The sequence below is a fragment of the Pseudomonas entomophila genome (genome assembly GCF_023277925.1).
Lineage (GTDB): Bacteria > Pseudomonadota > Gammaproteobacteria > Pseudomonadales > Pseudomonadaceae > Aquipseudomonas > Aquipseudomonas entomophila_D.
In genome coordinates this window covers 4,497,035-4,510,000 of the sequence record NZ_CP063832.1, presented here as the reverse complement: position 1 = coordinate 4,510,000, position 12,966 = coordinate 4,497,035, and the positions used below count along the sequence as shown (strand labels likewise).

Here is a 12,966-nt window from a genome sequence, read left to right as displayed (position 1 = left end):
GCCTCGGTATGCTCCCCCAGTAACGGCGGCGCCTGTCGATACTCCACCGGCGTCTCCGACAACCTGATCGGACTGGCCACCTGCGGAACACTGCCCGCCAACGGATGATCCATCTTCACCGCCAACCCCCGCGCCAGCACCTGCGGGTCCTGGAACATCCGCGCCAGGTCATTGATCGGACCACAAGGTACACCCGCCGTCTCCAGCTCACCGATCCACTGCGCCGTGGTCTTGAACACCGTGGCCTGACGAATCAACGGAATCAGCTCAGCCCGATTAGCCACCCTCTGCTTATTAGTGGCAAACCGCGGGTCATCCGCCCACTGCGGCTGACCCGCCACCTCGGCGAACTTGCGGAACTGCCCGTCGTTACCCACGGTGAGGATGAAATCGCCATCCGCCGTCGGGAAGTCCTGGTAAGGCACGATATTGGGGTGAGCGTTACCCAAACGACGGGGAGCGGTACCCGTGGTGAGGTAGTTCATCGCCTGGTTGGCCAGGCAGGCCACTTGTACATCCAACAACGCCATGTCGATGTGCTGGCCAACACCGGCCTGGTCGCGGTGGGCGAGAGCAGCCAGGATCGCCACGGTGGAATACAGCCCGGTAAGGATGTCGGTCAGCGCGACCCCCACCTTCATCGGGCCCGCGCCTTCCTCTCCCTCGGGGCGCCCGGTCAGGCTCATCAGCCCACCCAACCCCTGGATCATGAAATCATAGCCCGCACGCTTGGCATACGGCCCCGTCTGGCCAAAGCCTGTGATCGAGCAATAGATGAGCTTGGGATTGACCGACTTCAGGCTCTGGTAATCCAACCCATAACCAGCCAACCCGCCGACCTTGAAGTTCTCGATGACGATATCCGACTTCGCCGCCAGCTCACGCACCAGGCGCTGACCTTCCGGCTGGGTGAAGTCGATGGTCACCGAACGCTTGTTACGATTGGCCGACAGGTAGTAGGCCGCCTCACTGGTGTTCTCACCCTCGGCATCACGCAGGAAGGGCGGCCCCCAGGAGCGGGTGTCGTCACCCGAGCCCGGACGCTCGACCTTGATCACGTCAGCGCCAAGGTCAGCCAGAATCTGGCCGGACCAGGGGCCGGCCAGTACCCGGGAAAGATCCAGCACCCGCAGATGGGAAAGCGCACCCATGGCCTGGCTCCTCTATTAATAGAACGCCTGGATGCCGGTCTGCGCACGCCCCAGGATCAGCGCGTGCACGTCATGAGTACCTTCATAGGTGTTGACCACCTCGAGGTTGACCAGGTGGCGGGCCACGCCGAACTCGTCGGAGATGCCGTTGCCACCGAGCATGTCACGGGCCATCCGGGCAATATCCAGCGCCTTGCCGCAAGAGTTGCGCTTCATGATCGAGGTAATCTCCACCGCCGCGGTGCCTTCGTCCTTCATCCGCCCCAGGCGCAGGCAGCCTTGCAGGGCGAGGGTGATTTCGGTCTGCATGTCGGCCAGCTTCTTCTGGATCAGCTGGTTGGCGGCCAATGGGCGGCCAAACTGCTGGCGGTCGAGGGTGTACTGGCGCGCGGTGTGCCAGCATGCCTCGGCGGCGCCCAGCGCACCCCAGGAAATGCCGTAGCGAGCAGAGTTCAGGCAGGTGAACGGGCCTTTGAGGCCACGGACATCTGGGAAGATGTTCTCTTCTGGCACGAACACGTTGTCCATGACGATTTCGCCGGTAATCGAGGCGCGCAGGCCGACCTTGCCGTGAATCGCCGGTGCGCTGAGGCCCGCCCAACCTTTCTCCAGGACGAAACCGCGAATGTCGCCGGCATCGTCCTTGGCCCACACCACGAACACATCGGCGATCGGGCTGTTGGTGATCCACATCTTCGAGCCGGTCAGGCGATAGCCACCCTCAACCTTGCGCGCGCGGGTAATCATCGAGCCTGGGTCGGAACCATGGTTGGGCTCGGTCAGGCCGAAGCAACCGATCCACTCGCCGCTGGCCAGCTTGGGCAGGTACTTCTGCTTCTGGGCTTCGGTGCCGAACTCGTTGATCGGCACCATCACCAACGACGACTGCACGCTCATCATCGAGCGGTAGCCGGAGTCGATGCGCTCGACCTCACGGGCGATCAGGCCATAGCACACATAGTTGAGGCCGCTGCCACCGTACTGCTCGGGGATGGTCGCGCCCAGCAGGCCGACTTCGCCCATCTCGCGAAAGATCGCAGGGTCGGTCTGTTCATGGCGGAAAGCTTCGAGCACACGTGGCGCCAACTTGTCCTGGGCGAACTGATAAGCGCTGTCACGCACCATGCGCTCTTCTTCAGTGAGCTGCTGATCAAGCAGCAGTGGGTCGATCCAGTTGAAGCTTGCTTTACCGGCCATGTGTGGATTCCTCGAGAGAAGGTGGGGACGGATGTTCTTGTTGCATTGATCCTAGGCCTGTTCAGCCATCGGGACAAACGAGGATTGCGCACGCTTTAGTGATATTTTCTCACTCCGAAATCAGTCAAAAGCCGCATTACACGGCGAACAAGTGAGGTTGATGTACATGCGCCGCAAGATCCCCAGCACCACGGCCCTGGTCTGCTTCGAAGCGGCCGCCCGGCACGAGAGTTTCACCAAGGCCGCCCAGGAACTGGCCCTGACCCAGGGCGCCGTCTGTCGGCAGATCGGTGGGCTGGAAGCCTTCCTCAATGTGGAACTGTTCCGTCGCTCGCGGCGGGGCGTGAAGTTGACTGAAGCCGGGTTGTCCTACAGCCGCCAGGTGGCCTCGCAGCTGGACGCGGTGGAGCGCGACACGCTGTCGGTGATGCGCCAGCAGGGTGCCAATGTGATCGAGTTGGCGGTCGTGCCGACATTCGGCACCCAGTGGCTGCTGCCTCGCCTCAAGGACTTCCAGCAACGCCACCCGGAAGTCACGGTCAACCTCACCAACCGCACCCGCCCGTTCCTGTTCGCCGACACGCCCTTTGACGCCGCCATCTACTTCGGTGACGCCGACTGGTCCGGCACCCAGGCGCATCGACTGATGGGTGAGAACCCAATGCCCGTGTGCAGCCCGGCATTGCTGGGCGGGCAGGGCAGCCTCGACGCGGGACGGATCGCCGAACTGCCCCTGCTGCAGCAGACCACCCGGCCCTACGCCTGGCGGCAGTGGTTCGACGGTCTCGGCATGAGTGTGGAGCGCGACATGACCGGCCCGCGCTATGAACTATTCTCCATGCTGGCCCAGGCGGCGATGCACGAGATGGGGATCGCGCTGATCCCGCCGTTCCTGATCCAGCGCGAGCTGGAGGAGGGCAGGCTGGTGGTCGCTAACAGGCATGCCCTGGCCAGCGACAAGGCCTACCATCTGATGATCCCCGAGCGAAAGGTCGAGTCCGCCTCGTTGCGGGCCTTCCGCGACTGGCTGGTGGCCCAGGCACAGCACTATACGGCGACGAACTGACAGATAACACGGAAGCTGACCTCGTAGTCAATTATTTTAAACACCTACAGATATATGGATTTGTCGCAAATCCGTAATCTGTTTCACTGCGCGGAAAACTCGCTTCAACCCTAGTAACCACGCGGCTTTGCGGCTTATTTTGCGACATTCACCAAGCCGTTGACGAAAACAGCGGAAAAAATTTCAAAATTTCTCCTAAGCTCCGGATAGCGCGAGTTTGACAGCTTCTTACCGATTCGTTGCGACATAGGGTCACAGGGTGACTTGTAGTTTTAACTTCGTTTCGCTTCAGAACTGGTTGAAGGCCTTCAGGTTCGTCTGCAAAATGCCTCCCCCGCCCCCCAATCAGGCGGAGTCGTGCTCTACGGCCGCCCAGCCGCACCACCCGAAGTGCGCTGGTTTCCATAAAGACAATAAAGGTCACCGCAGGAGACATAGTCGTGCACATTGGTGTTCCTCTCGAGACGCAGACGGGTGAGACAAGGGTCGCCGCGACCCCGGAAACCATCAAGAAACTGGTAGGCCAGGGCCATCAGGTCACCGTGCAACGGGGGGCAGGGCTCAACGCCAGCATTCCGGACAGTGCCTATGAAGCCGTGGGCGCCAAGCTAGGTGAAGCTACCGACGCATTCGGCGCGCAGCTGGTGCTCAAGGTGGTCGCGCCCAATGACCAGGAATTGGCGCTGATCAACAGCGGTAGCCTGCTGGTGGGCATGCTCAACCCCTTCAACAGCGAACTGATCGGCAAGATGGCCGAACGCGGCATCACCGCCTTCGCCCTGGAAGCCGCGCCACGCACTTCGCGGGCCCAGAGCCTCGACGTGCTGTCGTCCCAAGCCAACATCGCCGGCTACAAGGCCGTGCTGCTGGCCGCCCATCACTACCCGCGCTTCATGCCCATGCTGATGACTGCCGCCGGCACCGTGAAAGCCGCCCGCGTGCTGATCCTAGGCGCCGGCGTCGCCGGCCTGCAGGCCATCGCCACAGCCAAGCGCCTGGGTGCGGTGATCGAAGCGTCGGATGTGCGCCCGGCGGTGAAGGAGCAGATCGAGTCGCTGGGGGCCAAGTTCATCGACGTGCCCTATGAAACCGATGAAGAGCGCGAATGCGCCGAAGGCGTCGGTGGCTATGCCCGACCAATGCCCGCCAGCTGGATGCAACGCCAGGCCCAGGCCGTGCACGAGCGCGCCAAGCAGGCCGACATCGTCATCACCACCGCGCTGATTCCCGGGCGCAAGGCGCCCACCCTGCTCAGCGCAGAGACCGTGGCGCAAATGAAGCCCGGTTCGGTGGTCATCGATCTCGCGGCGGCCCAGGGCGGCAACTGCCCGCTGACCGTCGCCGACCAAGTGGTGCAAGCGAACGGCGTGATCATCGTCGGGCCGACCAACCTGCCGGCTCAGGTCGGTGCCGACGCTTCGGCGCTGTACGCCCGCAACCTGCTGGACTTCATGAAGCTGCTGTTCGACAAGGACGGCAACCTGGTCATCAACCTCGAAGACGACATCGTCGCCGCGTGCCTGATGTGCCGCGACGGCCAGGTCGTGCGCAAGAACGGCTGAGGAGCACGACAATGGAAGACATGCTGATTTCCCACGGGATCTACAACCTGATCATCTTCGTGCTGGCCATCTACGTGGGCTACCACGTGGTGTGGAACGTCACCCCGGCCCTGCACACGCCGCTGATGGCGGTCACCAACGCCATCTCCGCGATCGTCATCGTCGGCGCCATGCTGGCCGCCGCGTTGACCGTCACCCCGGCCGGCAAGGTGATGGGCACCCTGGCCGTGGCGCTGGCCGCGGTCAACGTGTTCGGTGGCTTCCTGGTCACCCGCCGCATGCTGGAAATGTTCAAGAAGAAAACCAAGAACGAGGCGCAGAAGTAAGCATGAGCATGAATCTGGTAACGCTTCTGTACCTGGTCGCCTCGATCTGCTTCATCCAGGCGCTCAAGGGCCTCTCGCACCCGACCACCTCACGCCGCGGCAACCTGTTCGGCATGATCGGCATGGGGATCGCGATCCTCACCACGGTCGGGCTCATCTACAAGCTCGGCACCGAGCTCGCGACCGCCGGCATTGGCTATGTGATTGTCGGCCTGCTGGTAGGTGGTACCGCCGGCTCGATCATGGCCAAGCGCGTCGAGATGACCAAGATGCCCGAGCTGGTCGCCTTCATGCACAGCATGATCGGCCTGGCGGCGGTGTTCATCGCCATCGCCGCGGTGCTCGAGCCGCAATCACTGGGCATCGTCGCCAGCATCAGCGATCCGATCCCCACCGGTAACCGCCTGGAGCTGTTCCTGGGGGCAGCCATCGGTGCCATCACCTTCTCGGGCTCGGTGATTGCCTTCGGCAAGCTATCCGGCAAGTACAGGTTCCGCCTCTTCCAAGGCACACCGGTACAGTTCGCCGGCCAGCACAAGTTGAACCTGATCCTGGGCCTGGCAACCATCACCCTGGGGCTGCTGTTCACCTTCACCGGCCACTACAGCGCCTTCACCCTGATGCTGGCCCTGGCCTTCGTCATGGGCGTGCTGATCATCATCCCGATCGGTGGCGCCGACATGCCGGTGGTGGTGTCGATGCTCAACAGCTATTCGGGCTGGGCGGCGGCCGGTATCGGCTTCTCGCTGAACAACTCGATGCTGATTATCGCCGGTTCGCTGGTGGGCTCCAGCGGTGCGATCCTCTCGTACATCATGTGCAAGGCGATGAACCGCTCGTTCTTCAACGTCATCCTCGGTGGCTTCGGCGGCGATACCGATGCCGGCGCGGCGCAGGGTTCGAAGGAGCAGCGCCCGGTGAAGTCCGGCTCGGCCGACGACGCCACCTTCCTGCTGAGCAACGCCGACAGCGTGATCATCGTCCCCGGCTACGGCCTGGCGGTGGCCCGTGCCCAGCACGCGCTCAAGGAGCTGACCGAGAAGCTCACCCACAACGGCGTGACCGTGAAGTACGCGATCCACCCGGTGGCGGGGCGTATGCCCGGGCACATGAACGTGCTGCTGGCCGAGGCCGAGGTGCCGTACGACCAGGTGTTCGAGATGGAGGACATCAACGCCGAGTTCGGCCAGGCCGACGTGGTGCTGGTGTTGGGCGCCAACGACGTGGTCAACCCGGCGGCGAAGAACGATCCGAAGTCGCCGATTGCCGGTATGCCGATCCTCGAAGCCTTCAAGGCCAAGACCATCATCGTCAACAAACGCTCCATGGCCAGCGGCTACGCCGGCCTGGACAACGAACTGTTCTACCTGGACAAGACCATGATGGTGTTCGGTGATGCGAAGAAGGTCATCGAGGACATGGTCAAGGCGGTGGACTGACCTGGCCTTCTATATATAGAAGCGCATAAGGCCCCCAGGAGATATTCCCAGGGGCCTTTTCGTTTGCTTGATCCAGATCAACGGCTCTATTTCCGGCCTTCGCCTACGACCATGGTCGCGGGACGGCACCAGGCGAAATCTCTAGACTGCGCTTCCAGTAGCCTCAGTAGCCCGAGATAACAATCCATGTACCGTGATCGTATCCGCTTGTCCTCCCTGCACAGCAAGGTAATGAGTGCGGCAGACGCCGCTGGCCTGATCCAGGACGGCATGACCGTCGGCATGAGCGGTTTCACCCGCGCCGGCGAAGCCAAGGCCGTGCCTCACGCACTGGCCGAGCGCGCGAAACAGTCGCCGCTGAAGATCAGCCTGATGACCGGCGCCAGCCTGGGCAACGACCTGGACAAGCAATTGACCGAAGCCGGCGTGCTGGCGCGCCGCATGCCGTTCCAGGTCGACAGCACCCTGCGCAAGGCCATCAACGACGGCAAGGTGATGTTCATCGACCAACACCTGTCGGAAACCGTCGAGCAGCTGCGCAACAAACAGCTCACCCTGCCGGACATCGCGGTCATCGAAGCGGTGGCGATCACCGAACAGGGCCACATCGTGCCGACCACTTCCGTCGGCAACTCGGCCAGCTTCGCGATCTTCGCCAAGCAGGTCATCGTCGAGATCAACCTGTCGCACAATGCCAACCTCGAAGGCCTGCACGACATCTATATCCCGACCTACCGCCCGACCCGCACCCCGATCCCGCTGGTGAAGGTCGACGACCGCATCGGCAGTACCGCCATCCCGATCGACCCGGCCAAGATCGTCGGCATCGTCATCAGCGACCAGCCGGACTCGCCGTCCACCGTGCTGCCGCCCGACCACGAGACCCAGGGCATCGCCGACCACCTGATCGCCTTCCTCAAAGGCGAAGTGGACGCCGGCCGCATGAGCAACAACCTCGGCCCGCTGCAGGCCGGCATCGGCAGCATCGCCAACGCGGTGATGTGCGGCCTGATCGAGTCGCCGTTCGAGAACCTGACCATGTACTCCGAAGTGCTGCAGGATTCGACCTTCGACCTGATCGACGCTGGCAAGCTGCGCTTTGCCTCGGGTAGCTCGATCACCCTGTCGAGCCGCCGCAACGCCGATGTGTTCGGCAACCTGGAGCGCTACAAAGACAAGCTGGTGCTGCGCCCACAGGAGATCTCCAACCACCCTGAAGTGGTGCGTCGCCTGGGGATCATCGGCATCAACACGGCGTTGGAGTTCGACATCTACGGCAACGTCAACTCGACCCACGTCTGCGGCACCAAGATGATGAACGGCATCGGTGGCTCGGGCGACTTCGCCCGCAACGCCCACCTGGCGATCTTCGTCACCAAATCGATCGCCAAGGGCGGCGCGATTTCCAGCGTGGTGCCGATGGTCAGCCACGTCGACCACACCGAGCATGATGTGGACATCCTGGTGACCGAGGTGGGTCTGGCCGACCTGCGTGGCTTGGCGCCCCGCGAGCGCGCCCGGGTGATCATCGATAACTGCGTGCACCCGGACTACCGCGCCGCGCTGAACGACTACTTCGAGCGCGCCTGCCAGCGCGGCGGCCATACTCCGCACATCCTGCGCGAGGCCTTGAGCTGGCACGAGAATCTGGAAGAGACCGGGCGCATGCTCGTCGGCTGACTCACCACCTCGCGGGGCGGGGCAGGTCAGACCTGCCCCGCATCATGAACAGAACACAATCCCTGTAGGAGCTTTAGCCGCGAAGCGCGCAATGCGCTGACGGGTACCCGCTTCGCGGGTAATCGCGGCTAAAGCCGCTCCTACAGAGGCCTCATCAAACAATTATGAAAACTGTTCTACTGTACCGGTAAAAATCACGCTTACTGCCTGGCTATTTCTTCAACCCCGCAAAAAACGCACTGTTATCGTGCAGACCAGTACAGTTTTGTCACTTTCGAGTGCAACAGTAGGGTTACACAGTTAACTGAGCCATCGTATTACAACCGAACTGTATCTACTGTTATGGACAACAGAGGAGGAAGATGGGCACCAGTTAAATCACTCCCTAATGCCGCCACAAGCGGAAGGATGACACATCATGGAACGTACCCTCAGTTCCGACCTGGTTTTCGAAAACGCCCAAGCCTCCAACGCCGCCCTGCCGCTGCGCGTCCTGTCCACCCTGGTACTGTGGCAGCGCCGCATGGCCAGCCGCCGCCAACTGGCGCGCCTGGACTCCCGCCTGCTGGCCGATGCCGGTATCAGCGAGTCGCAGCGCTACGAAGAGCTGAGCAAGCCGTTCTGGCGCTAAGCTTCGGTTGCCGACCCGCGTCGGCACCGCGAATTCAGAAGAACCCGTCGCAGGCAACTGCGGCGGGTTTTCTGTTTGTATGGCCCGCATTAGACACGTCACAACAGAGAACATAACAGTTTTGTATTAATTAATATCAATAGGTACAGTTACGAATTGTGATGTTTCTCCGTCCCGAGCGGCAGAACCACGGCGTGTTACGCTTGTCCTACACGCCTGGTAGAAAACGTACCGTGACGAACCCAGCCAGCGTCCGATAAGCAGGTCCACCCAGCCCCTCTGCAGGAGTCACTCGATCATGTCCCGTAATCATCTGTTTGGCGCCGCCCTGTTGCTGGCCTTCGCCGGCGCAGCCAATGCCACCAGCTTCGTCGTCACCACCGATGCCGTGGTGGGTGCCGTAGCCGCCACCACCGATGCCACGTCCGACATTTCCTCGTCGTTCCGTGACGACAAGATCGTCCAGGCCGCCCGCGACGACGCCGCCAGCTTCGTCGGCAGCGAAGGTGCGATCCGCGGCGCCAAGCTGGAAAGCGCATTCGTGCACATCCGCCAGCAACTGCCTGAACTGCAAGCCAGCGACGCACAATTGGCGCGCGCCATCCTCGCCCTCTGATTAAGAGCCGGCTCCACACCCGGATTCACTGGCCCTGCCCAGGGAATCCGGAGTAGCCTTCGCAGCCCGAGATCATCGTCCCAGAAAGCCCATGCGTTATCTGTTGCCCTTGCTGTTCGCCCTCGCCGGCGTGGGAAGCGCCCATGCCATGGACGCCACCACCCAGGCACCGTTCCTGACCGGTTTCGTTACCAGCCAGGTGACCAGCGCGCCGTTCGACCGCAAGCTGGTCGCGGGCGCTCGAGACGATGCCGCAGCCTTCGTCGCCAGCGACGGCCTGATCCGCGGTGCACGCCTGCAGGCGGCACTCAACACACTGCGCCAGGGCTGTTCGCGGCACTCCGTCGGCGACCTTGAACTGGCCGAAGCGATTCTCGTCCAATAACCACACAACTCCTCGTATTCCCGGAGATGCTCCATGCGTAAACCGCTGATCGCCGCCACCCTCGGCATGCTGCTACTGGCCGACCTTGCCCAGGCCCACACCCTGGTGGCCACCAGCAATATCATCGTCCGGGCCTTCGGCCGTTCGATCGACTTCACCTCTGATACCACTACCTCGATCCGCGATTCGAAGGTCGTGCGCGAAGCCCATGACGACGCCGCCAGCTTCGTCGCCAGCAACGGCGATATCCGCGGCGCTCAGCTCGAAGCCGCCTTCGACACCCTGCGTGCCCGCGTGCCTGAAGCCCGCGACGCCAGCGACCAGGTCCTGGCCGAAGCCATCCTCGCCCTGTGAAGCGCGCGCGTGCCTGGCTGCTCGGCTGCGCCCTGACGCTGCTCGGCACGCCCGCCCTGGCCGACCTGCAGTTGGTGTTGCAGGCCGACGGTCTCGATCCGCAACAACAGCAAGCCAGCCAGGCCCTGCTCGACGAGGCCATGACCAAGCTGCCGCCGCGCTTCAAGCAGCAACTGGACCGGCGCATCCTGGTCAGCTGGAGCGAGCGCATGCCCGAGGACGCCTATGGCCAGGCGTCGCCGGTCGCCACCCTGGACCTCAACCGGCGCCTGCTGCCCAGCCTCGCTGACGGCAGCGCTGCCCACAAGAAGACCAACCGCCCCCATGGCACGGTTCGCGAAGAGCTGTTGGCCACGGTCCTGCATGAACTGACCCATATCTACGACCGCGCCCGCCTGTGGCCGGCGACGGAGCGCCAGATGATCTCGCGCTGCAAGCGCCAGCAGGGCACGCTTGGCAAGATCGGCCTGCCGGAAGACTGCCGTGGCCAGGCCGAACGCCGCTTCACCCTGAGCGACGACCCGCGCCTGCTCGACCTGGCCGGTTGGCCGCAATACGTCGGCCGCCGCGGCGAGCGCGAGCAGCACAACGGCCAACTCGTGCGCAGCCCGGACAGCTACGAGCTGAGCAGCCCAAAAGAGTTCATAGCGGTCAACATGGAGTACTTCCTCCTCGACCCCAGCTATGGCTGCCGCCGCCCGGCACTCAACCAGTACCTGCGCGACCACTTCGGTTGGGCGCCGCAACAGGACACCTGCGCCAAGGGCCTGCCGTTCCTCAACGCCGGCAACGACTTCGCGCGCCAACCGCTCGGCGAGATCGACCCCGAGCGGGTCTACGAAGTCGACTACCTGCTGGCCGAGGCCAACCAGAACTGGGTCAGCCGCTGGGGCCACAGCATGTTGCGCCTGGTGATCTGCGCACCTGGTCGCCCACGCGGCCCGGCATGCCGGCTCGACCTCGACCAGCACCTGGTGCTGTCGTACCGCGCCTTCGTCAACGATGTGCAGCTATCCAGCTGGGACGGCCTGGTCGGTGCCTACCCGTCGCGCCTGTTCGTGCTGCCACTGGGGCAGGTGATCGACGAGTACACCAAGACCGAACTGCGCAGCCTGGCCTCGGTGCCCATCACGCTCAGCCGTGATGAAATCGAGAACCTGGTGCGCCAGGCCGCCGAAATGCACTGGAGCTACGACGGCAACTACTACTTCCTGTCCAACAACTGCGCGGTGGAGTCGCTGAAGCTGCTGCGCAGCGGCACTGGCAACCCCCGCTTCAACGACCTGGACAGCATCATGCCCAACGGCCTGCTCGAGGTCATGAAGGGCAGGGGCCTGGCCGACACCAGCGTGCTGGACGACCCCCGGGAGGCATTGCGCCTGGGTTATCGCTTCGACTCCTACCGCGACCGCTATCAAGCCATGTTCGACGTGTTGCGCAAGCACTTGCCGATCAAGCAGGCCGCTGTGGAGGACTGGCTGGCGCTGGATGCCGAACAACGCCGACAGTGGTTCGACCGCGCCGACCTGCGCACCAGCGCCGCCTTGCTGCTGCTCGAACAAGCCAGCCTGCGGCGCCAGCTGTTGCTGGCACAGGACGAGGTCAAGCAACGCTACCTGAACGGCCGAGCGCTCAAGGATGGCAGCTTCGACAAGGCCAACCAAACCCTGCAGGCGATGCTGGCCAACAGCGGCTTCCTCAGCCGCCCGGCTGAATTGCTGGGGGCAGGGGGCTATGGTTTGCCACAACCTGAAGAGCGCAAGCAGTTGGAGCAGGTGAGCAGCGAGCGCCAGGCGCAGCTGCTGCGCCTGAGCACCGACCTGGACCAGCAGGTGAGGGCGCTGCTGGGGCCGGAGCGGGGCCGGGAAATCAAGGCGGTGGAAGCCAATATCAAGCAGGTGGGTGAGCACCTGCGGACGCTGCACAAGGCCGCCGGGGGCCTGCAGCTACCCTGATGTTGAATCGCACCAGATTCCTGTAGGTTGAGCGGCTTTAGCCGCTCATACAGGTAAGTGTTTGGCACAGACAGCGACGTCACAGGTGCTCTTCATCCTCAGTAGGCAACCCGTCATCCACCTTCAACCACGGCAACCGGCTACCCACCCAGATATGCCTGTTCGGCCGCACCCGCTCCGGATGATCCAGCGTCGCCACTGTCACATCGATAGTTTGCGGGCTGAGGGCGGTCATCAAGGCCACATGCGCGCCACACCGGCCACAGAAATACCGGCTGCAACTGGCCGGCGCCACATAACGCTGGGGTGACCCCGACAACCACTGGAAACCCTCAAGCGGCAGGGTGACCCACGTCACCAGGGCGCCGCCACTGACCCGCCGGCAGATCGAGCAATGGCAATGGGCGACATCGCCCAGCGGACCCTCCAATCGGTACCGCAGCGCGCCGCAATGGCAGCCGCCTTCTTCGACATTCGACATCGAATCGACCTCCCGTCGCCTCGTACCTGGCGAAAGCTGGCTGAAAGCTTGCCCACATAGGATAGCGCCACCACCGGCAGCAGACCGGTCAGCCAGGGCACCCGGAAACTTCCGCGCCCGGCC

Annotated in this window: 13 protein-coding genes (1 of these 13 running past the window's edge); 10 read left to right on the top strand and 3 right to left on the bottom strand. The window is 63.1% G+C overall.

Features of this window, described 5'->3' with window-relative positions; translation table 11 throughout:
* Positions 1-1,151, bottom strand: partial view of a CaiB/BaiF CoA transferase family protein gene (locus IM733_RS20050; protein ID WP_248918175.1) — the 5' portion only. It extends 70 nt beyond the left edge of the window; 1,151 of the gene's 1,221 nt are visible here — the first part of the coding sequence; the start codon lies at positions 1,149-1,151; the stop codon falls past the left edge of the window.
* Between the two features lie 15 nt (positions 1,152-1,166).
* Entirely contained in the window at positions 1,167-2,348 is a 1,182-nt protein-coding gene (locus tag IM733_RS20045) for an acyl-CoA dehydrogenase (RefSeq protein ID WP_213659072.1), read from the bottom strand.
* Between the two features lie 166 nt (positions 2,349-2,514).
* On the opposite strand from IM733_RS20045, the gene IM733_RS20040 reads away from it, so the two are divergent.
* From IM733_RS20040 to IM733_RS19995, 10 genes are all read left to right on the top strand, one after another.
* Entirely contained in the window at positions 2,515-3,414 is a 900-nt protein-coding gene (locus tag IM733_RS20040; RefSeq protein ID WP_248918174.1) for a LysR family transcriptional regulator, read from the top strand.
* 440 nt (positions 3,415-3,854) lie between these two features.
* Complete coding sequence (locus IM733_RS20035; RefSeq protein ID WP_248918173.1) at positions 3,855-4,976, top strand: Re/Si-specific NAD(P)(+) transhydrogenase subunit alpha; 1,122 nt, start codon at positions 3,855-3,857, stop codon at positions 4,974-4,976.
* Between the two features lie 11 nt (positions 4,977-4,987).
* Positions 4,988-5,302: an NAD(P) transhydrogenase subunit alpha gene (locus tag IM733_RS20030; protein ID WP_008097413.1), complete on the top strand. Its 315-nt coding sequence runs from the start codon at positions 4,988-4,990 to the stop codon at positions 5,300-5,302.
* 2 nt (positions 5,303-5,304) lie between these two features.
* Positions 5,305-6,741: an NAD(P)(+) transhydrogenase (Re/Si-specific) subunit beta gene (locus IM733_RS20025; RefSeq protein WP_248918172.1), complete on the top strand. Its 1,437-nt coding sequence runs from the start codon at positions 5,305-5,307 to the stop codon at positions 6,739-6,741.
* A gap of 186 nt (positions 6,742-6,927) precedes the next feature.
* The gene (locus IM733_RS20020) at positions 6,928-8,421 is read left to right on the top strand and encodes an acetyl-CoA hydrolase/transferase family protein (protein WP_248918171.1); all 1,494 of its coding nucleotides are present in this window, start codon (positions 6,928-6,930) and stop codon (positions 8,419-8,421) included.
* Between the two features lie 418 nt (positions 8,422-8,839).
* The gene (locus tag IM733_RS20015; RefSeq protein WP_011531561.1) at positions 8,840-9,052 is read left to right on the top strand and encodes a DUF1127 domain-containing protein; all 213 of its coding nucleotides are present in this window, start codon (positions 8,840-8,842) and stop codon (positions 9,050-9,052) included.
* Positions 9,053-9,350: 298 nt separating this feature from the next.
* Positions 9,351-9,668, top strand: a complete 318-nt coding sequence (locus tag IM733_RS20010; RefSeq protein ID WP_240064097.1) for a DUF2388 domain-containing protein — start codon at positions 9,351-9,353, stop codon at positions 9,666-9,668.
* Between the two features lie 91 nt (positions 9,669-9,759).
* Positions 9,760-10,053 carry a DUF2388 domain-containing protein gene (locus IM733_RS20005; RefSeq protein ID WP_213659066.1) on the top strand — a complete coding sequence of 98 codons (294 nt, stop codon included), beginning with the start codon at positions 9,760-9,762 and terminating at the stop codon, positions 10,051-10,053.
* Between the two features lie 33 nt (positions 10,054-10,086).
* Entirely contained in the window at positions 10,087-10,407 is a 321-nt protein-coding gene (locus tag IM733_RS20000) for a DUF2388 domain-containing protein (RefSeq protein ID WP_011531558.1), read from the top strand.
* Positions 10,404-12,362 carry a DUF4105 domain-containing protein gene (locus IM733_RS19995; protein WP_248918170.1) on the top strand — a complete coding sequence of 653 codons (1,959 nt, stop codon included), beginning with the start codon at positions 10,404-10,406 and terminating at the stop codon, positions 12,360-12,362. Before IM733_RS20000 ends, IM733_RS19995 begins: the two co-directional genes overlap by 4 nt.
* Positions 12,363-12,441: 79 nt before the next feature.
* On the opposite strand, the gene IM733_RS19990 is transcribed toward IM733_RS19995, so the two are convergent.
* On the bottom strand, positions 12,442-12,843 hold the full coding sequence (locus IM733_RS19990) for a GFA family protein (protein ID WP_248918169.1): 402 nt from the start codon (positions 12,841-12,843) through the stop codon (positions 12,442-12,444).
* Between the last annotated feature and the right edge of the window lie 123 nt (positions 12,844-12,966).

Excerpts from the sequence above, each read along its gene's own strand:
- IM733_RS20010 (WP_240064097.1), top strand. The coding sequence starts at position 9,351 with ATGTCCCGTAATCATCTGTTTGGCGCCGCCCTGTTGCTGGCCTTCGCC.
- IM733_RS20025 (WP_248918172.1), top strand. The coding sequence starts at position 5,305 with ATGAGCATGAATCTGGTAACGCTTCTGTACCTGGTCGCCTCGATCTGC.
- IM733_RS20000 (WP_011531558.1), top strand. The coding sequence starts at position 10,087 with ATGCGTAAACCGCTGATCGCCGCCACCCTCGGCATGCTGCTACTGGCC.
- IM733_RS20030 (WP_008097413.1), top strand. The coding sequence starts at position 4,988 with ATGGAAGACATGCTGATTTCCCACGGGATCTACAACCTGATCATCTTC.
- IM733_RS20005 (WP_213659066.1), top strand. The coding sequence starts at position 9,760 with ATGCGTTATCTGTTGCCCTTGCTGTTCGCCCTCGCCGGCGTGGGAAGC.
- IM733_RS19990 (WP_248918169.1), bottom strand. The coding sequence starts at position 12,843 with ATGTCGAATGTCGAAGAAGGCGGCTGCCATTGCGGCGCGCTGCGGTAC.
- IM733_RS20045 (WP_213659072.1), bottom strand. The coding sequence starts at position 2,348 with ATGGCCGGTAAAGCAAGCTTCAACTGGATCGACCCACTGCTGCTTGAT.
- IM733_RS20040 (WP_248918174.1), top strand. The coding sequence starts at position 2,515 with ATGCGCCGCAAGATCCCCAGCACCACGGCCCTGGTCTGCTTCGAAGCG.
- IM733_RS20015 (WP_011531561.1), top strand. The coding sequence starts at position 8,840 with ATGGAACGTACCCTCAGTTCCGACCTGGTTTTCGAAAACGCCCAAGCC.
- IM733_RS20020 (WP_248918171.1), top strand. The coding sequence starts at position 6,928 with ATGTACCGTGATCGTATCCGCTTGTCCTCCCTGCACAGCAAGGTAATG.